This is a genomic window from Massilia sp. Soil_C_3, from assembly GCF_057657035.1.
On the sequence record NZ_JBDGJG010000006.1, the window covers coordinates 61,145 to 80,121 of the forward strand.

Consider the following 18,977-nt stretch of genomic DNA (forward strand, 5'->3'; position numbering starts at 1 on the left):
GGAAGGGATACTCATGAACTCTTGGAGCGTTCATGAGTATCGTTATCCGGTATCGGATCGTCAACCTGTATTTCAAACGAGTAAAGCCAACCGTTTGTGCTGCAACAATCGTGCTTATAACTGCTTGTCGATCAACGACACCGCCCAGGTGCTGAAGCGCTGCCACCACGGGCGCTGCGCAAATTTGTGCTCGGTCACCGGCGTGGCGCGTGCCCAGTCCTGTTCGTAGATCTCGCTCATCTGTGCCGCGAAGTCTTCGTCCAGCACGTTCAGGTTGGCCTCGTCGTTGATGCTGAACGAGCGGTTGTCGAAGTTGGTCGAACCGACAGATACCAGGAGTTTGTCGACGATCAGCGTCTTGACGTGGTACATGGTCGGCTTGTATTCCGAGATCTGCACGCCGGCGTCGAGCAGCTCGGGCCAGCGGTCGCGCGAGGCGGCCTTGACCAGGTCGGAATCGATGATCGGACCCGGCGTGATCAGGCGCACCCGCACGCCCCGTTTCGCGGCCGCGATCAGGGTGCGGATGGTCAGCTCGTCCGGCACGAAATAGGCGGCCGACAGGTCGATCGTCTCGCGCGCGGCGGTGATCGACATCAGGTACATCAGGTGCATGCTCTCGCTGCCGCCGGTCGGCGAGCTCGAGAACATCTGGGCCGGCATCGTGCCTTTCGGCTCCAGTGCCGGGAAGTAGTCGGGACCGTCGAGTACTGCGCCGGTGGCCTTGGTCCAATTGTCGTTGAACACCGCCTGGATCTGGCCGACCACCGGGCCTTCGATCCTGAAGTGGCTGTCGCGCCAGTGATTTTCGTCTTCGGCATTGCCGCGCCACTGGTCGGCAATGCCGACCCCGCCGGTAAAGCCGATCTTGCCGTCGATGACCAAGAGCTTGCGGTGGGTGCGGTTGTTCATGCGCGCCAGCTTCCACCAGACCGGCTTGTGATAGCGCTGCACGCGCACGCCGGCCTTCTTCATCTCGTCCACCAGCGCATTGTCCATCTTCATGCTGCCCATGAAATCGAGCATGACGTGGACCTTCACCCCAGCGCGGGCGCGCTCGGACAGCGCTTCGGAAAATTCCTTGCCGATCGATTCCGACCAGTAGATATAGGTTTCCAGGTTGATCGACTTTTCCGCCTGGCGAATCGCGGCCAGCATGGCGGGGAAGATCTGGTCGCCATTGATCAAGGCGTCGACCTTGTTTCCTTCAAGAATAGGGGGACCCAGCAGCACACCCATCGAGCGGCGGAATTGCGGATCGTGGGTGTCGTACTGCCGTGTCAGTTGCCGTTCGATCTGCTTTTCGCTCGGCATGAAATTCAGCGCCAGCACGCCAAGCACCAGCGTCGCGGCGACCGTGATCAACACTGTCCAGAACATTTTTGGGCTCATCAATAAAACCACAGAGGAAAAAAAACCAACGCACATGGCGTTGGTTTTTACAGATTGCGAGTCGTACTCATTAACGAACGCGACCGCGACGCAGCAGATTCACGATGGCCAGCAGGATGACCGCGCCCAGGAACGAGACCAGGAGCGAAGCGACACTGAAGTCGTCCGAGTTGATGGTGCCGGTGCCGAACAGCGGCGACAGCAGCCAGCCGCCCAGGAAGGCGCCAATGATACCTACGACGACATTAAGAATGATGCCTTGCTCTGCGTCGGTTTTCATGACCATGCTGGCAAGCCAGCCCAGAATGCCGCCGACGACGATCCAGATGATGAATAACATAGTTGCTTCCTCCTCAAGTAAAAAGACATACCCCCAGGCCCAACAATTGCCGTGACCATGGGAAAAAGTCTAGAGATACGTCCCAATCAGGTCGGTGCGGCAACTCACGTTAGATAGCGTTTTTGCATCGCTGTTCATGCACCGGTCCGGTCGATCGTGGCCGCGTTGGCCGCATCTCAGCGGGACTGTGTCAACCGTGCGTCATCGAACAGAGCCATGCAGCTCATGGGCATAAGGTGGACGTCCCTGGCAGTGCCGCTTCAACAGCGCCTGGCCACCCCAACTACCAGAAAGGATTTGACATGAGCAGCTACGACACCAATCGTCAGGACCAGAACCAGCGCATGGTCACCGGCTTGTTCCCCGACCGCGCCAGCGCCGAGCGCGCCTATGGCACCGTGTCCGATCGCGGCTATACCCGCGACGACGTCAACCTGATGATGTCCGACACCACCCGCACGACCCACTTCGCCGATAAAGATACGGAACTGGGCAGCAAGGCGGCCGAAGGCGCGGGCATCGGCGCCGGCATCGGCGGCACCATCGGCGCCGTGCTGGCCGGTATCGCGGCGGTCGGCACCACGCTGGTGCTGCCGGGCCTGGGCGTGGTCGTCGCCGGCCCATTGGCGGCGGCCCTGGCCGGCGCCGGCGCGGGCGGCATCACGGGCGGCCTGATCGGCGCGCTGATCGGCGCCGGCATTCCCGAAGAACGCGCCAAGCACTATGAAGAAGGCATCAAGAACGGCGGCATCGTGATGGGCGTGCATACCCGCTCCGACGAAGACGCGGCCCATATCCAGGAATCCTGGACCAAGCAGGGCGGCTCGCACGTAATCGGCGCCGGCCTGGGCATCGCGGGCGGCGCGGCGCTGGGCGCTACCGTCGGCACCGTTGCCGGTCCGATCGGCACCGTGGCCGGCGCCGTGGTCGGCGGCGTGGCGGGCGGCATCGCCGGCAAGGGCGTGGGCGAAGTGGTCAATCCGAAGGCCGGCGACGACCTGGCCGAACACCACCTGGCCAAGGGCGTGGGCGCCGGCACCGGCGCAGCCGCGGGTGCTGCGATCGGCGCCGTCGGTGGTCCGATCGGGATGGCGGCGGGCGCCGTGGTCGGCGGCCTGGCCGGCGGCGCGGCCGGCCGTGGCGCGGGTGAGGTCGTCAATCCGAAGGTCGGCGACGAACTGCATGACCACAACCTGGCGCAGGGCGTGGGCGCCGGCGGCGGCGCGACCGCGGGCGCGATCATCGGCGCTGCGGCCGGCCCACTGGGCGTGGCGGCGGGCGCGGCGATCGGCGGCCTGGCGGGCGGCGCGGCCGGCAAGGGCGTCGGCCACATGGTCAATCCGCACGAGGAAAACGAGTACTGGCGCACCCAGTACCAGACCCAGCCGTACTACACCCCGGGCTACACCTACGACGACTACGCGCCGGCCTATGCGCTGGGCTACAACAGCTATGGCAAGTACGATGGCGGCTATGACGCCAACGAAGGCCACCTGGCCGGCGAGTGGGAACGCTCGAAGGGCAACTCGCGCCTGAAGTGGGACCAGGCCAAGTCGGCGACCCGCGCCGGCTGGCACCGCGTCGAGCGCGCGATTCCGGGTGATTTCGATCGTGACGGGCGTTGATCGGCACCGATAAAAGCTGATCGACCGCGGTACTAAAAACGTCGTCCCCGCGCAGGCGGGGACCCAAGTGTTCCAGCACAGTGCCTGCGTTAAACGCAGTGGGCTGGCAAAGAAACTTGGGTCCCCGCCTTCGCGGGGACGACGTGTTTTGCGCTAACGCTTAACGCTTGACGGCTTCGACCTGGATCGCCAGCTTCACTTCCGGCGAGAAGTTCGGCAGGCCGAAGCTGATGCCGAAGTCGTCGCGCTTGAAGGTGCCGACGACGTCGGCGCCGCAGGCTTCTTTCTTGAGCATCGGGTGCATGATGCACTTGAACTTGTTGATCTGCAGCGTCAGCGGCTTGGTCACGCCGTGCAGGGTCAGTTCACCCTCGACCGAGGTCGGCACGTCGCCGGTGTACTTGATCGACTTCGACTTGAAGGTCGCGGTCGGGTACTTGGCAGCATCAAAAATGTCCGGCTTCTTGGCGTGCTCGTTCATCTTTTCGTGGCCGAAGTCGATGCTGTTGATGTCGACAGTGATGTCCAGCGAGCCGGTCTTGGCCTCGCGGTCCAGGGTCACGCTGCCGCTCGACTTGTTGAACTTGCCGCGCCATACCGACAGGCCCATGTGGTCGGCCTCGAAGCTCGGGTAGGTGTGGTTCGGCTCGATGTCATAGGTGACCGGCGCGGCGAAGGCGGTGCTGGCGGCGAGGGCGGCGGCGGCCGCGATCAGGTGCTTGATCTTCATGTAGTGATGTCCCTTGTGAGTGTGGTGGTGGTAAAACTTACGGCGCTGCGGTGACGCGGAACTTGATGACGACTTCATCGGCGACCATGCTCGTGTCCTTCCACTCGCCTTCGCCAATGTTGAAGGCCAGCCGCTTGATCGGCAGCTGCCCCTCGAATACCTGTTTGCCGCCTTCGGCCTTGACCGCCAGCGGGAAGGTCACGTCAGCGGTTTTCCCCTTCAGGGTCAGCTTGCCCGACACGTTCAGCTTGCCGGCGCCGCTTGGCGCGATGCTGGTGGACACGAAGCTGGCCTTCGGGAATTGCGCCGAATTGAACCATTCCTTCTTGGCGACTTCCTTGTTGTACATCGGGTCGCCGATGTCGAAGCTGGCGGTATTGATCTGGACGTTCGCTTTCGAAGCGGCCGGCTTGGCCGCGTCGTAGTCGATGGCGGCGCTGAAGCTGCGGAACGGCGCTTCCACCGGCACGTTCATCTGCTTGAACACGGCCGAGACGCTGCTCTTGGCCGGATCGGTCTTGAGCGGGACGGCGATGGCAATGGCGCTGGCGCCGACCAGGGTCGCAACCAGCAGAGCCTTGAATGGTTTCATCGTTTTTCCTTCGGGGTAGGGATGGGGAGCATGCGCTGCATCACGCCGTCGCGGTCGACCAGCAGGTGCTTGAACGCGGCCAGCACGTGCAGGGCCACCAGGGCGGCCAGCAGCATATTGAGCCAGTAGTGCACGCCGCGCAGCAGGGCGCGCAGCTCGGGATCGGGCCCGATCAGCACCGGCAGCGGGATCTCGCCGAAATACACGACCGGGAAGCCGGCCGCCAGGCTGAAGAAATACCCCGACAGCGGCACCGCGAACATCAGCACGTACAGCAGCACGTGCAGGCCGTGCGCGGCGCCGCGCTGCCAGGCCGGCATGGCGTCGGCATATTGCGGCGGGTGGTTGAACAGGCGCCACAGGAGGCGCAGCGCGGCCAGGGCGAGCACGGTGACGCCGGCCCATTTGTGCCAGTTGGTGTAGCGCAGCTTGGCCATGGTGATGCCCTGGATATCGGTCATGACCAGACCGAGCGTGAACGTGCCGATGATGGCGATGGCGATCAGCCAGTGCAGCACGATTGCGGGCAGCGTATAGCGGCGCATGTTTGTATTCAGGTAACTAGTACGAGTTAGAACTAACCAACTATAGCAAAAAAGTGGTCACCGTGCTGCAGAGTGTGATTTCTGTTGCAGACACTAGCACGGACTTGTAAAACATGCACCATTCGGCCCGGCTGAATGTAAAATCGGCTCATGAATGTGTTTATCACTTATTGCTGTCGCGACCTTGTGTTGGTCACGGGCGTCGCCGCCTGGCTGGCGCTGCCCGCCATTGCCGCCCCCGTTGGGCAGGCCGACCTGGCCGACCTCTCGATCGAGGAACTGGCCAATATCCAGGTGACCTCGGTCTCGAAGCGGCCCGAGCGCCTGCAGGATGCGCCGGCGGCGGTGTTCGTGATCACGGCCGACGACATCCGCCGCTCCGGGGCCGACACCCTGCCCGAGGCGCTGCGCCTGGCGCCCAATCTGCACGTGGCGCGCGTCAACGGCTACGCCTATTCGATCAGCGCGCGCGGCCAGAACAGCGGCGGCAGCGTGCTGTCGAATAAGCTGCTGGTATTGATCGATGGCCGTTCGGTGTACACGCCGCTGTTCGCGGGCGTGTTCTGGGACGCCCAGGACGTGCTGCTCGAAGACATCGAACGCATTGAAGTGGTGAGCGGGCCGGGCGGTGTCATGTGGGGCCTGAACGCGGTCAACGGCGTCATCAACATCACGACCCGCTCGGCGCGCGACACCCAGGGCGGCATGCTGGCGCTGCAGGGCGTGAATGACGGCAGCGGCGGCGCCGCCTTCCGCCAGGGCGGCACCAGCACGGGCGGCCTGGCCTGGCGCGCCTATGGCAAGTTCACGCGTCGCAGCGACAGCGACCGGGTCGGCGGCGGACGCATCGACGACGCCTACCGCCGCACCCATGCCGGCGTGCGCGCCGAATGGGAGCAGGGCGGCGACCGTTATTCGGTGACCGGCAACGTCTACCAGGGGCGGCTCGACCAGCCGCAACCCGGAGAAATCGCGGTGCCGGGCGGCCCCACCGATCTCGATCGCGTGCGCTCCGACGGCGCCAACCTGACCGCCCGCTGGCAGCGTCAGCTCGCGGATGGCGGCGACGTCGCCGTCCAGGCCTACCTGGATCACACGGTGCGCGAATCGCCGCCCTTGTTCAGCGAGCGCCTGACCACGGCCGACCTGCAATTCCAGCACACACTGCCGGTCGCCGGCCGCCATGGGCTGATGTGGGGCGCCAACTACCGCCAGACGCGCGACCGCGTCGGCAACAGCCAGTACGTCGCCTTCCTGCCGGCCGACATCAACCAACGCTGGGGCAGCCTGTTCGTGCAGGACGAGATCGCGCTTGGCGACGCCTGGCGCCTGACGCTGGGTGGCCGTGCCGAATACAACCATTACACCGGCGTCGAATGGTTGCCGAGCGCGCGCCTGTCGTGGCGCATGTCGCCACAGCACGCCTTCTGGGCCTCGGCGGCGCGCACCGTGCGTGCGCCGGCGCGGCTGGACGCCGATGCCTGGGTGCCGGGGCAGCCGCCGTACATCCTGCGTGGCGGGCCCAGGGTGCGCAGCGAGGTGGCGCGCGTGATCGAGCTGGGATACCGCGGCCAACCGACGGCGGCCTTCTCGTATTCGGTCACGCTGTTCCATAACGACTACGACCACCTGCGCACGCAAGAACTCGACCCCAGTCGCAGTTATCTGCTGTTTGACAACCTGATGGAAGGCCGCGCCAGCGGCATCGAAGCCTGGGGCGGCTGGCAGCCGATGCCGCGCTGGCGGCTGTCGGCCGGCTGGACCGCGCTGCACCAGCGCCTGCAGCTCAAGCCCGGTGGCAACGACGTGGCGGGCCTGCAGGCGACGCGGCGCGACCCATCGCATACGGCGCAGCTACGATCGAGCTACAACATCGACGACGCACGCGAGATCGACGTCACCGTGCGCCGGGTGGGCGAGATGCCGGCGTCACGGGTGGCGTCGTACACGGCGCTCGATGCGCGCTTCGGTTGGCGTGTGCGGCCGGGCGTGGCCCTGTCGGTATATGGCGAGAACCTGAACGGCGGGCATGCGGAGTTTGGCTCCAGCACGTATTGGGTGGAGTTCGAGCGCCGGGTGGGCGTCAGGGTGAGGTGGGATTATTGAGAGCAGCGTAGATCGTAGATGCTGTTCTTTTGTCGGCCCCTGCACGTCGTTCCCGCGGAGGCGGGAACCTTAGTCCTTAGCGCTGCCACAGGGCTTGGCCGTAGTGGCTACGCTAAAGACTTGGGTTCCCGCCTTCGCGGGAACGACGGTTTTCAAGCTAACTTATGCTGCTGTGTCAGTTCAGATCTCGGCAGCCAGTTTCGCCGCCAGGCCCGTATAGTTCGCCGGCGTCATCGCCAGCATCAGGTCCTTGGCTTCCTGCGGCACGGCCAGCGTCTCGATGAACTCGCGCAGCGCTTCGCGGGTGATGCCCTTGCCGCGGGTGAGTTCCTTGAGCTGCTCGTACGGGTTGGCGATGCCGTAGCGGCGCATCACGGTCTGCACCGGTTCGGCCAGCACTTCCCAGTTCGCGTCCAGGTCTTGCTCCAGGCGGGCGGCGTTCACTTCCAGCTTGTTCAGGCCGCGCAGGCAGCTGTCGTAGGCCAGCAGGGCGTAGCCGAAGCCGACGCCGATATTGCGCAGCACCGTCGAATCGGTCAGGTCGCGCTGCATGCGCGAGACCGGCAGCTTGTCGGCCATGTGGCGCAGCACCGAATTGGCCAGACCCAGGTTGCCTTCCGAGTTCTCGAAGTCGATCGGGTTGACCTTGTGCGGCATGGTCGACGAACCGATCTCGCCGGCCTTCAGCTTCTGCTTGAAGTAGCCCAGCGAGACATAGGTCCAGATGTCGCGGTTCAGGTCGAGCAGGATGGTGTTGGTGCGCGCGATGGCGTCGAACATCTCGGCCATGTAGTCGTGCGGCTCGATCTGGATCGTGTACGGATTGAAGGTCAGGCCCAGGCGCTGTTCGATCACGTTCTTCGAGAACGCCGGCCAGTCGAATTCCGGATACGCCGACAGGTGGGCGTTGTAGTTGCCGACCGCGCCATTCATCTTGCCCAGGATCTCGACGTCGGCGATGCGGCGGGCGGCGCGCTGCAGGCGCGCGACCACGTTGGCCATTTCCTTGCCGAGCGTCGTCGGGCTGGCGGTCTGGCCGTGGGTACGCGACAGCATCGGCAGCGCCGCGTTGGTGTGGGCGATCTCGGTCAGCTTGGCGATGATGGCTTGCAGCGCCGGCAGCAGCACGCCGTCGCGCGCGCTTTTCAGCATCATGCCGTGCGAGGTATTGTTGATGTCTTCCGAGGTGCAGGCGAAGTGGATGAATTCGCTGGCCGCGACCAGTTCGGGCACATCCTTGACCTGTTCCTTGAGCCAGTATTCGACCGCCTTGACGTCATGGTTTGTGACCGCCTCGATTTCCTTGATGCGGGCGGCATCCTTTTCACCGAATTCGGCGGCCATCTTGTCGAGGTGAGCGATCGCCTGCGCGGAGAACGGCTGGATCTCGGCAAAGCCGGCCTGCGACAGCGCCTGCAGCCACGCGATCTCGACCTTCACGCGGTGGTGCATGAAACCCGTTTCCGACAGGATCGGGCGCAGCTTGTCGGTTTTCGAAGCGTAACGGCCGTCGAGCGGGGACAGGGCCGACAAGGTAGGGGACAGGGCGGTAGAGGTCATGGCAGCAGTGGCGGTCAAAAACGCGGATTTTACCACCGGACGGGCGGCGAACCCTTGCGCATGCCGCAGTCCTGGGGTGTGTTGGGACGGCGACAGCGCAGGTTTTACGGCAGGGGCCGATGCTATACTGGGTTTCGATTCCCAACTGCGACCTCCCATGAAACTCATCGGTTCTGTTACCAGCCCCTACGTCCGCAAGGTCCGTGTCGTGCTGGCGGATAAAAAGCTCGACTATTCCTTTATCCAGGAGAATGTCTGGGCCGCCGATACGACCATCCAGCAGACGAATCCGCTGGGCAAGGTTCCATGCCTGGTGATGGAAGACGGCAGCACCCTGTACGACTCGCGCGTGATCGCCGAATACCTCGACACGCTCACCCCGGTCTGCAAGCTGCTGCCGCCGAACGGCCGCGACCGGGCCGAGGTCAAGGTATGGGAAGCCCTGGCCGACGGCGTGCTCGACGCCGCCGTGCTGGTGCGCCTTGAAACCACCTTGCGCCCCGAAGCGCAGCAAAGCCCCGAGTGGATAGCCCGCCAGTGGGGCAAGGTCCATGCCGGCCTGCGCGTGATGTCCGAGCGCCTCGGCGATTCAAGCTTCTGCGCCGGCAACCACTATTCGCTGGCCGACGTTGCCGTCGGCTGCGCCCTGGGCTGGATCGCCTTCCGCTTCCCCGACATCGACTGGCGCGGCGACTATCCGAACCTGGCCCGCCTGTTCGACAAGCTGTCCGAACGCCAGTCGTTCAAGGACACCGTTCCCTTCCTCGCATGAACGGCGCGCCGGGCATGTCCACCGCCGTGGTGTTCGGCGAAGCGCTGGTCGACGACTTTCAGTCCGAGCAGGTGGCCGGCGGGGCGCCGTTCAACGTGGCGCGCCACCTGGCCGCCTTCATGGCGCCGGTCCTGGCCATCACCCGCATCGGCGACGACAAGAGCGGCCAGCTGGTGCACGCCGAGTTCGAGCGCTTCGCCATGAGCGAGGCCGGGCTGCAGCGCGACCCGCTGGAAGAAACCGGCCGCGTGCTGGTCGAGCGCGGCGCGCGCGGCCATCGCTTCACGATCCTGCCCAACCAGGCCTATGACTTCATCGACAGCGCCGCGGCCGTGGCAAGCGTGGACGGAGTCACGCCGGGCATCGTCTATTTCGGCATGCTGGCCCAGCGCCACGAGGTGTCGCGCGGCGCGCTCGACGCCATCCTGGATGGCGCCGCCAGCACGGCTGCGCGCTTCCTCGACCTGAACCTGCGCGACGGCCAGTACGACGAGCGCGGCGTCACCCGCTCGCTGCAGGCGGCGAACATCGTCAAGGTCAACGAAGAAGAATTGCAGGCGCTGTTCGGCTGGTACTTCCAGATCAAGCCCGACGATCCGCCGCTGGCGGCCGACGAGGTGCACGCCTCGTGCCAGGCCTTGCTCAAGATGTTCTCGCTCGACGCCCTGATCGTCACCCTGGGCCACCGCGGCTCGGTGTACTTCGACAGCGAGGGCCGGGTCCTGACCCAGCGCGATCATCCGGCCCCGCCGTTCGTGATCGATACGGTGGGGGCGGGCGACGCCTTCGCGGCGATCTTCTTGCTGGGGCGGATGCGTGGCTGGCCGCTGGAAACGGCTTTGTCGCGCGCGAACGAATTCGCCGGCGCGATCTGCGCGATTCCCGGCGCGGTGCCGGCGGATATGGGGTTCTACGACAAGTGGATGACGCGCTGGCGCTGAAGGCCAGGCCGGGTGGCACGCAATGCAAAAGGGCCGGCGCAAGCCGGCCCTCGTTCGATTACTCCGCGATCACGAAGCGATCTGGCTCTGCAGGTAATTCTGGATGCCGACCTTGACGATCAGGTCGAGCTGGGTTTCCAGCCACTCGATGTGCTCTTCGGTGTCTTCCAGGATCATCAGGAACAGGTCGCGCGACACGTAGTCGGCGGCCGCTTCCGAGGCGGCGATGCCTTCCTTGACGGTCACTTGCGCGCCGCGTTCGAGTTTCAGGTCGCATTCCAGCATTTCCTGCGTCGACTCGCCGATCATCAGCTTGTGCAGCGCCTGCAGGTTCGGCAGGCCGTCGAGCATCAGGATGCGGTCAATCAGCTTATCGGCGTGCTTCATTTCGCCGATCGATTCTTCGTATTCCTTTTTACCCAGCTTTTCCAGGCCCCAATGGCGGTACATGCGCGCATGCAGGAAATACTGGTTGATCGCGGTGAGTTCGTTGGTCAGCTGTGCGTTCAGCAGACGCAGAACGTTTTGATCGCCTTTCATTGGAGTGCCCCTGATGATTTTGAATGGCCTCAATGATAGCAAACAAGCCGGCGAAATATGCCCTCAAAAGGGAGAAAATTGGCGAAAAAAGCGCATTAAATCGAAGAAAAAGCCACAAAATGCGGCGTAATAAAAACCGTTCTCACTCCACGTTGATAACGCTTCTCGCTACGGCGAAAATGGAATGAAATGCTTCTTATCTCGGCTTTCATTTCAGCCTTATTTTCAATTGCGCACTGCCATTTTTCGGCATGCATTAAAACCGTTGCATTAAAACCAGATTAATCGCAGCTTGGCATTGTTCGCTTCGCCGTGGTCCGCCGCGGTACGCCCGCCACCCCTGGCCGGCGTCATCCGCCACCGAAGTGTCCATGTCGCCGTTGCCACCCCGCCCCAGCCGCTTCTTCCACACGCCGTCCCGGCGCATCCTCGTCATCGGCGCCGGCGCATCTTGTGCGGCCATCGCCGGCCTGGCCGGCCTCATGCAGCCGGCGCAGGAGCAGCCGCCATCCGCCAGCCGTCCGGCCCTGACCGTCACGCTCGAAACACCGCGGCTGCTGCGCTGGGAACAGGCCATCGTGGCCCACGGCGCGATCGAGCCCTGGCAGGAACTGGTGATCGGCGCGCGCACCGACGGCCTGCCGCTGGCCGAGGTGCGCGTCGAGGTCGGCGACACGGTGCGCCGCGGCGCGCTGCTGGCGCGCTTCGATGCGGCGCTGCCGCGTGCCGAGGCGGCCCAGCTGGCGGCGGCGCTGGCGCAGGCGCAGGCCAATGCGCGCCATGCGGCCGCGGTGCGCGAGCGCATGCGCACGCTCGCGACCAGCGGCGCCGTCAGCCGCCAGGATGTCCAGCAGGCCGAAGCGAATGCCGATACCACCGGGGCGCAGGTGGCGATGGTCCGGGCCCAGCTCGACGCCAAGCGCCTCATACTGGCGTATGCCGACGTGCGCGCGGCCGACGATGGCGTGGTCAGCGCGCGCACGGCCACGCCCGGCGCCGTCGCCAACGCCGGCGATGAACTGTTTCGCATCATCCGCCAGCACCGTCTCGAATGGCGCGGCGAGCTGACCGCGGCGCAGCTGCGCCAGGTGCGCGCCGGCCAGCGGGTGCAGCTTGCGCTGCCGGACGGCGGCGTCGCCCCCGCCGTCGTGCGCCAGGAAGCGCCGCGCCTCGATCCGCGCACGCGCCTGGCGACAGTGTATGCGGACATCCAGCCGCGCAGCGCGTCGCGCGCCGGCATGTATGCCAGCGGACGCATCGCGCTGGGGGCCAGCGAGGCGCTCACGGTCGGGGCCCACAGCGTGGTCGTGCGCGACGGCCGCAGCTGGATCTTCGTCGCCGACGCCAGCGTGGCCCGTGCGCTGCCGGTCACGGTCGGCAGGCGGCAGGATGACCGCAGCGAGATCCTGTCCCCGCTGCCGCAAGGCGTGCGGGTGGTTGGCCAGGGCGCCGCCTTCCTGAAGGATGGCGACCAGCTGCGGGTGATGCCGGCCGAGGGAGGGACGCGCTCATGAACCTCGCCACCTGGTCCCTGCACCGGCCGATTCCGGCGCTGCTGCTGTTCGTGCTGCTGTCGCTCGCCGGCCTGCAGAGCTTCGAGCGGCTGCCGATCCAGAACATGCCGGACATCGAGCAGCCCGAGATCAACATCCTGCTGGTGCAGCCGGGCGCCGCGCCGGCCCAGCTGGAAACCGAGGTCGCGCGCAAGGTCGAGGATGCGCTGGCCAGCCTGGCGGGCCTGAAGCACAGCACCACCACCATCGGCGACGGCATGGTGCATATCCGCGCCGAGTTCGTGCTCGAGAAGCCGGTGTCGGAAGCGCTGATCGAGACCAAGGACGCGGTCGACCGCGTGCGCGCCGACTTGCCGTCCGACCTCGAGCCGCCGTCGGTGAGCGCGGCCAGCGCCAGCAGCGACCCCACCGTCACCTATGCGCTGGCGTCGACCCGCATGGACGACGAAGCCCTGTCCTGGTACGTCGACGACGTCGTCACGCGCGCGCTGCTGGCGGTGCCCGCCGTGGCGCGCGTGGTGCGCCAGGGCGGCGTGGAGCGCGAAGTGCGGGTGGAAGCCGATCCGGTGGCGATGGCCTCGCTCGGCGTGACCGTGACCGACCTGTCGCGCGCGCTCGCCGCCGCCTCCGGCGAAGCGTCCGGCGGCATGAGCCGCCTGGGCGCGGGCGAGCAGGCGGTGCGCACGGTGGCCACCGTGCGCCAGGCGCACGAGCTGGCGGCGCTGGCCATCCCGCTCGGCGACGGCCGGCGCGTGCGCCTCGACCAGGTGGCAACCGTGAGCGACGGCGTGGCCGAGCAGCGCTCCGCCGCGCTGCAGGGTGGCCGCCCGGTGACCGGCTTCGCCGTGTACCGCGCCCGCGGCGCCGACGAGGTCCGCATGGCCGAAGGCGTGACGGCGGCGCTGCATGCCCTCGCCCAGGACGGCATGTCGTTCGACCTGGTCGCGGGCAGCGTCGACTACACGATGGAGCAGTACCGCGGTTCGATGCAGATGCTGGTCGAAGGCGCGCTGCTGGCAGTGCTGGTGGTGTGGTGGTTCCTGCGCGACTGGCGCGCCACGCTGGTGGCCGCCGCGGCCCTGCCGCTGTCGATCCTGCCGACCTTCCTGCTGATGGACTTGCTGGGCTACACGCTCAACACATTGACCCTCCTGGCGATGGCGGTGGTGGTCGGGATCCTGGTCGACGACGCGATCGTCGAAGTCGAGAACATCGCGCGCCACCGCCAGATGGGCAAAACGGTGGAGCGCGCCACCCGGGACGCGGTCGAGGAGATCGCGCTGGCGGTGACCGCCACCACGGCGACGCTGGTGGTGGTGTTCATCCCGACCGCGATGATGAGCGGCGTGCCTGGCCTGTTCTTCCGCCAGTTCGGCTGGAGCACGGTGGTCGCGGTGCTGGCTTCGCTGCTGGTGGCGCGCCTGCTGACGCCGGTGATGGCGGCCCGCTTCATGCGTGGCGCGCCGCGCCACGAGGCCGCCGGCGGCCGCCTGATGGACGCCTACCTGGGCGCGGTGCGCTGGTGCCTGGCGCGCCGCAGCGCCACGGTCACGGCGGCGCTGCTGCTGTTTGCCGGCTCGATCGCGCTGATCCCCTTCATCGATACCGGCCTGATGCCCGCCGCCGATCGCGGCCAGATCGGCGTCGATGTCGAGCTGGCTCCCGGCAGCACCCTGATGGATACCCGCCTGGCCGCCGAGCACGCACGCCTGGCAGTGGCCGGCATCGGTGGCGTGAAATCGGTATTCGCCAGCATCGGTGGCGCCGGCAGCGACCTCGACGCGCCGGTGGGCGGCGGCGTGCGCAATGCGACGCTCACCCTGGGCCTGGAGCCGCGCGGCGAACGGCCGTCGCAACAGGCGATCGAGGAGGCGGTGCGGCGCGCGCTGCAGGACGTGCCCGGCGCCCGCTACGGCGTGGGCGGCGCGATGGGCGAGCAGATCGAACTGATCCTGGCCAGCGCCGACGTGGCGGCGCTGCAAGCCACCGCCGCCGAGCTGGAACGCCAGCTGCGCGGCGTGCCCGGCCTGTCGAACGTGCGCTCCAGCGCCAGCGTCGAACGTCCCGAACTGGTGCTGCGGCCCGATGCCGCCCGCGCCGCCGAGCGCGGCGTGAGCACGCCCGCCATCCACGAGACCATCCGGATCGCCACCGCCGGCGACACCCGGGCGCGGCTGCCGAAGCTGAACCTGGATGCGCGCCAGGTGCCGGTGCGGGTGCAGATGCCGCGCGCTCAGAGCCAGGACCTGGAAGCACTCGGCAACCTGCGGGTGCCGGCCGATGCCGGCCTGGTGCCGCTGGCCAGCGTCGCCGCTCTGGCGTTAGAGAATGGCCCGGTCAGGATCGACCGCTACGACCGCCAGCGCCACGTCACCCTGCGCGCCGACCTGGGCAGCGTATCGCTGGGCCAGGCCCAGGCCGCGGCCATGGCGTTGCCGGCTGCCCAGGCGCTGCCGGCCCGCGTGCAGCTGCTCGAAGGGGGCGACGCCGAGATCGCGGGCGAGTTGATGACGGGCTTCGGCGGCGCCCTGGTCACGGGTGTGCTCTGCATGTACTGCGTGCTGGTGCTGCTGTTCGGCGACTTCCTGCAGCCCTTCACCATCCTGTCCGCCCTGCCGCTGTCGCTGTGCGGGGCCTTCGCCATGCTGCTCGCCACCGGCAGCGAACTCGACGTGCCGTCGATGATCGGCCTGGTGATGCTGATGGGGATCGTCGCCAAGAATTCGATCCTGCTGGTCGAGTACGCGGTGCGCGGCATGCGCGGGCAGGGCCTGGCGCTCGAGGCGGCGGTGCTGGCCGCCTGCCGCCAGCGCGCGCGTCCGATCCTGATGACCAGCCTGGCCATGGTCGCCGGCATGCTGCCGATCGCGCTCGGCCTGGGCGCCGACGCGAGCTTCCGCCAGCCGATGGCGATCGCCGTGATCGGCGGCCTGTTGTCTTCCACCCTACTCAGCCTGCTGGTGGTGCCGGCGGTATTCGTGACCGTGGGCCGCCTGCGCCGGCGCCCGCCGGTCGCGAACACCGCCGTGGCCACCCTCGGCCCCGAGACGTTTTGACCACCCCGCTTTCAACCACAGAGGAAACCGATGAAACAAGCACTTCACCCTACCCGCATCCTGGCCGCGACGGCCGTAATGGCTGCGCTGGCCTGCGCCGCGTCCGCATCCGCCCAGGTCGTGGCGCCCGAGCAGCTCGCCGCCGAAACCTCTCCCAAGACTTCCCAGTGGGGCCTCGGCTTCGGCGTCGGCTTCGATAAAAGCCCGTTGCGCGACTTCGACGACGAAGTCGACCCGCTGCCGCTGGTGCTGTACGAGAGCAAGCATCTGAGCGTGTTCGGCGCGCGCATCGACTACAAGCTGCCCTCGTATGGCCCGCTGCAGTTCCGCCTGCGCGCGCGCTACGCCAACGACGGCTACGAGGCCAAGGATTCGCCCTATCTCGCCGGCATGGAAGAGCGCAAGGGCGGCCTGTGGCTGGGCGGCGCCGCGATCTGGCGCAGCGGGGCCACGAGCGTGGCGGGCGAATTCACCGCCGCCACCGGCGACGCCGAGGGCAAGCGCTTCAAGCTGGAACTGAACCGCGAATTCCGCAGCGGCGCCGTCACCGTCACCCCACGCATTGGAGCCGAGTGGTACGACAAGGACTACGTCGATTACTACTATGGCGTGCGCGCCGGCGAGGCGCGTCTGGACCGTCGCGCCTACAGTGGCGACTCGTCGCAGGCGATCGAGGCCGGCGTGCGCTTCGGCTACGCCTTCCAGCGCCGCCACAACTTCTTCGTCGACGTCAGCGCCAAGTCGCTGGGGAGCGAGATCAAGGACAGCCCGCTGGTAGAGCGCTCCACCGAGAGCAGCATCAAGCTGGGCTATCTGTACGCGTTTTAAAGGAGACCCGCACCGCGAAGCCCCGGCCGGCCAGGCCGCCGCCGGTCTTGACGCGCGCATCGTGCAGGCGAGCGATGGCGGCCACCAGCGACAGGCCGATGCCGCTGCCGCGGCCCTGGTTGCCGGGCAGGCGGTAGAAGCGCTGGAAGATGGCGCCGTGCTCGGCCTCCGGCACGCCGGGGCCATCGTCGGCGACGCTCAGCCACGGTCCATCGGGCCCGACACCGCAGGCCACCTCCACCCGTCCGCCGTCGCGCGCGAAGCGCACCGCATTGTCCAGCAGGTTGCGCAGCAGGGTAGCCAGATCGTCTAGGTTGCCGTCGATCCGGGCCGGCGCCGTCGTGGCGACGAGCGTGCAGCCAAGGCTTTGCGCGTGATAGGCGTATTCGTGCATCACGTGCTCGACCAGCAGGGGCAGGTCGAGCGCTTCAGTGCGCAGTGAGGACGATATCGCGGACGACATCGCGTCGAGCCGCGCCATGTCGAGCAGCTGCTCGGCCATGCGCGCGCTGCGCCGTACGCCTTGCTGCAGCATCGCCAGCGCCTGCTGGCGCTCGGCATCGGTGCGCGCATGCAGGGCGACGTCGGCGTGGGCCTGCAGCACCGACAGCGGCGTGCGCAGTTCATGGGCGGCGTCGCCCAGGAAGCGGCGCTCGTTGGCGACTGCCTTGTCCAGTTGTTCCAGCAGGTGGTTGAACGAGGTCACCAGTGGGCGCAGCTCGACCGGCAGCGCATCCACCGGCAACGGCGTCAGGTCGAAGTCGGCGCGCCGCAGCAGCGCGCGTTCGATGACGGACAGGGGGCGCAGCGAGCGGTCCAGCGCATGCAGCAGCAACAGCGCCACCAGCACCAGCACCGCCGTCATGGCGGCCAGCGCGGCCAGGGTCTCGCCATACATCTCGCGGTCGATCGCGCTTTGCAGGTTGGCGACCTGCACCGAGACCAGGCTGTGGCGGTCCGAGATCGTGTACACGCGCCAGGCTTGGCCCCCCGCCTCCAGCGTGGCGAAGCCGTTGCGAAAGGTCGGCTGGAACGGCGCCGCCGGCGCTGCCGGCGAGCGGATCACCAGCCGGCGATCATTGCTCCAGACCTGGATCGCGAAATTTCCGGGATCGCGCTGCATGTCGGGCGGCAGCTCGAGGCCGGGACCGAACGGGCCGTCGTTGATTTCCTCGGCCGGCAGCGACAGCAGCAGGCGAGTGCCGAAGGCCTGCAGCTTGCCGTCCCACAGACTGTGCTCATTGCTGGCGGTATAGGCGGCGACCACGCTGACGCCGCAGATCCAGCAAAAGGCGAGCGCCAGGGCAAACACCCGGCGCACGCGGGCGCGGATCGAATTCATGCCGGCGCCGATCCCAGGCGGTAGCCCTGGCCGTGCACGGTCTCGATGATCTCGTCGCCGAGCTTGCGCCGCAGCTGGTGGATGAAGACGGCGATCGTATTGCTCTCGACGTCGCCGTCGGCGCCATAGATCAGCGTTTGCAGGTGACTGCGCGCGATGATGTGGCCGGGCCGTTCCATGAAGGCGAGCAGGGTGCGGTATTCATAGGCGCTCAGGGTCACCGGCTGGCTGTCGCAGGTGACCGCCTGGCGCGCCACGTCCAGCACCACGTTGCGGCAGGTGAGCGTCGGCACCGTCTTGCCTTCGCTGCGCCGGGTCACGGCGCGCATGCGCGCCCACAGCTCGCTGAATTCGAAAGGCTTGACGAGGTAGTCGTCGGCGCCGGCGTCCAGGCCGGCGATGCGCTCGGACATCTGGGCGCGCGCGGTCAGGATGATGACCGGCGTCGCGTTGTACGCCGCGCGCAGGCCGCGCAGCAGGGACAGGCCCGATTCGCACGGCAGGCCGAGGTCGAGCAGGATCACCGAATAGACGTTGTCGAGCAAAGCCAGGCGCGCGCTTTCGGCGTCGCCCGCGTGGTCGAGGACCAGGCCTTCTTGGCGCGCGCGCTCGCGGATGGCGGCAGCGAGCATGGCGTCGTCTTCGACGAGCAGGATGTTCATGGGAAGAGGTGGCGAATCCGGGAGCGGGAAGTATAACGCCGCCGGATTAATGACCTTTTAAGACGCACCCGGACAAAAAAAAGCCTCGCGGCTTGGCGAGGCGGGGGAGGCAGTGTCTGGCTTCAGGCCGCTTGCGGGAGGCGGCGCACTTCGGTAATCGTGGTCTTGCTGTCGAGATGGGTATGCAGGACTTCGCGCGCATAGCTGACGCAGGTGCCGCACATGGTGCCGACACCGAGTTCCTTGCGCAATTCGGCGATCGACGAGATGCCCAGATCGACGGCCTGGCGGATTTCACGGTCGGAGATATTGTTGCAGACGCAGACGATCATCGGAGCTACCCTTGCTAATTACACTATAAAAATGCGAATCATTCTCATTTGCGTTGCTATTTTCTGTAAACTCGGCGGCAAACGCAAGCGGATTTTGCGT

General features: G+C 66.6%; 17 protein-coding genes. 7 read left to right on the forward strand and 10 right to left on the reverse strand.

Annotation, left to right across the window (positions count from 1 at the left end; genetic code table 11):
• Nucleotides 1-114 precede the first annotated feature (114 nt).
• Together cls and AC3A6F_RS13195 are read right to left on the reverse strand one after the other, a co-directional pair.
• Entirely contained in the window at nucleotides 115-1,380 is a 1,266-nt protein-coding gene (gene cls, locus AC3A6F_RS13190; RefSeq protein WP_487681402.1) for a cardiolipin synthase, read from the reverse strand.
• A gap of 82 nt (nucleotides 1,381-1,462) precedes the next feature.
• A complete protein-coding gene (locus AC3A6F_RS13195; protein ID WP_123067791.1) occupies nucleotides 1,463-1,732 on the reverse strand; it encodes a GlsB/YeaQ/YmgE family stress response membrane protein in 270 nt (89 codons plus the stop codon).
• A 302-nt stretch (nucleotides 1,733-2,034) separates the two neighbouring features.
• On the opposite strand from AC3A6F_RS13195, the gene AC3A6F_RS13200 reads away from it, so the two are divergent.
• Entirely contained in the window at nucleotides 2,035-3,357 is a 1,323-nt protein-coding gene (locus AC3A6F_RS13200) for a hypothetical protein (protein ID WP_487681405.1), read from the forward strand.
• A 160-nt stretch (nucleotides 3,358-3,517) separates the two neighbouring features.
• On the opposite strand, the gene AC3A6F_RS13205 is transcribed toward AC3A6F_RS13200, so the two are convergent.
• From AC3A6F_RS13205 to AC3A6F_RS13215, 3 genes are read right to left on the reverse strand one after another with little or no spacing between them, the layout of a single operon-like run.
• On the reverse strand, nucleotides 3,518-4,087 hold the full coding sequence (locus tag AC3A6F_RS13205; RefSeq protein WP_487681407.1) for a YceI family protein: 570 nt from the start codon (nucleotides 4,085-4,087) through the stop codon (nucleotides 3,518-3,520).
• Nucleotides 4,088-4,124: 37 nt separating this feature from the next.
• Nucleotides 4,125-4,679: a YceI family protein gene (locus AC3A6F_RS13210; protein WP_487681409.1), complete on the reverse strand. Its 555-nt coding sequence runs from the start codon at nucleotides 4,677-4,679 to the stop codon at nucleotides 4,125-4,127.
• Nucleotides 4,676-5,224, reverse strand: coding sequence for a cytochrome b (locus AC3A6F_RS13215; RefSeq protein WP_487681411.1), 549 nt, complete (start codon nucleotides 5,222-5,224; stop codon nucleotides 4,676-4,678). The genes AC3A6F_RS13210 and AC3A6F_RS13215 overlap by 4 nt, the downstream gene beginning before the upstream one ends.
• Before the next feature lie 186 nt (nucleotides 5,225-5,410).
• Between AC3A6F_RS13215 and AC3A6F_RS13220 the strand changes: the two genes are divergently transcribed.
• Nucleotides 5,411-7,330 (forward strand): TOL_0244 family TonB-dependent receptor, encoded by a 1,920-nt coding sequence (locus tag AC3A6F_RS13220; protein ID WP_487681413.1) that lies wholly within the window; start codon nucleotides 5,411-5,413, stop codon nucleotides 7,328-7,330.
• Nucleotides 7,331-7,510: 180 nt separating this feature from the next.
• On the opposite strand, the gene purB is transcribed toward AC3A6F_RS13220, so the two are convergent.
• Nucleotides 7,511-8,890, reverse strand: a complete 1,380-nt coding sequence (gene purB, locus AC3A6F_RS13225) for an adenylosuccinate lyase (protein WP_487681415.1) — start codon at nucleotides 8,888-8,890, stop codon at nucleotides 7,511-7,513.
• 157 nt (nucleotides 8,891-9,047) lie between these two features.
• Here purB and AC3A6F_RS13230 point away from each other — a divergent pair, with 157 nt between their 5' ends.
• Nucleotides 9,048-9,662: a glutathione S-transferase C-terminal domain-containing protein gene (locus AC3A6F_RS13230; protein WP_487681417.1), complete on the forward strand. Its 615-nt coding sequence runs from the start codon at nucleotides 9,048-9,050 to the stop codon at nucleotides 9,660-9,662.
• 14 nt (nucleotides 9,663-9,676) lie between these two features.
• Nucleotides 9,677-10,603 carry a PfkB family carbohydrate kinase gene (locus AC3A6F_RS13235; RefSeq protein WP_487681419.1) on the forward strand — a complete coding sequence of 309 codons (927 nt, stop codon included), beginning with the start codon at nucleotides 9,677-9,679 and terminating at the stop codon, nucleotides 10,601-10,603.
• A gap of 69 nt (nucleotides 10,604-10,672) precedes the next feature.
• On the opposite strand, the gene bfr is transcribed toward AC3A6F_RS13235, so the two are convergent.
• Nucleotides 10,673-11,143 (reverse strand): bacterioferritin, encoded by a 471-nt coding sequence (gene bfr / locus AC3A6F_RS13240; protein ID WP_320473850.1) that lies wholly within the window; start codon nucleotides 11,141-11,143, stop codon nucleotides 10,673-10,675.
• A 371-nt stretch (nucleotides 11,144-11,514) separates the two neighbouring features.
• On the opposite strand from bfr, the gene AC3A6F_RS13245 reads away from it, so the two are divergent.
• From AC3A6F_RS13245 to AC3A6F_RS13255, 3 genes are read left to right on the forward strand one after another with little or no spacing between them, the layout of a single operon-like run.
• A complete protein-coding gene (locus AC3A6F_RS13245) occupies nucleotides 11,515-12,657 on the forward strand; it encodes an efflux RND transporter periplasmic adaptor subunit (protein ID WP_487681421.1) in 1,143 nt (380 codons plus the stop codon).
• Nucleotides 12,654-15,713, forward strand: a complete 3,060-nt coding sequence (locus AC3A6F_RS13250) for an efflux RND transporter permease subunit (protein ID WP_487681423.1) — start codon at nucleotides 12,654-12,656, stop codon at nucleotides 15,711-15,713. The genes AC3A6F_RS13245 and AC3A6F_RS13250 overlap by 4 nt, the downstream gene beginning before the upstream one ends.
• Nucleotides 15,714-15,743: 30 nt before the next feature.
• Nucleotides 15,744-16,541: a MipA/OmpV family protein gene (locus tag AC3A6F_RS13255; RefSeq protein WP_487681425.1), complete on the forward strand. Its 798-nt coding sequence runs from the start codon at nucleotides 15,744-15,746 to the stop codon at nucleotides 16,539-16,541.
• Here AC3A6F_RS13255 and AC3A6F_RS13260 read toward each other — a convergent pair.
• The 3 genes from AC3A6F_RS13260 to AC3A6F_RS13270 form a co-directional block, all read right to left on the reverse strand.
• Nucleotides 16,513-17,883: an ATP-binding protein gene (locus AC3A6F_RS13260; protein ID WP_487681427.1), complete on the reverse strand. Its 1,371-nt coding sequence runs from the start codon at nucleotides 17,881-17,883 to the stop codon at nucleotides 16,513-16,515. The two genes, AC3A6F_RS13255 and AC3A6F_RS13260, sit on opposite strands and share 29 nt — an antisense overlap.
• Nucleotides 17,880-18,545, reverse strand: coding sequence for a response regulator (locus AC3A6F_RS13265; protein WP_487681429.1), 666 nt, complete (start codon nucleotides 18,543-18,545; stop codon nucleotides 17,880-17,882). The genes AC3A6F_RS13260 and AC3A6F_RS13265 overlap by 4 nt, the downstream gene beginning before the upstream one ends.
• A 122-nt stretch (nucleotides 18,546-18,667) precedes the next feature.
• Complete coding sequence (locus AC3A6F_RS13270) at nucleotides 18,668-18,877, reverse strand: (2Fe-2S)-binding protein (protein ID WP_123071745.1); 210 nt, start codon at nucleotides 18,875-18,877, stop codon at nucleotides 18,668-18,670.
• Nucleotides 18,878-18,977: the final 100 nt, after the last annotated feature.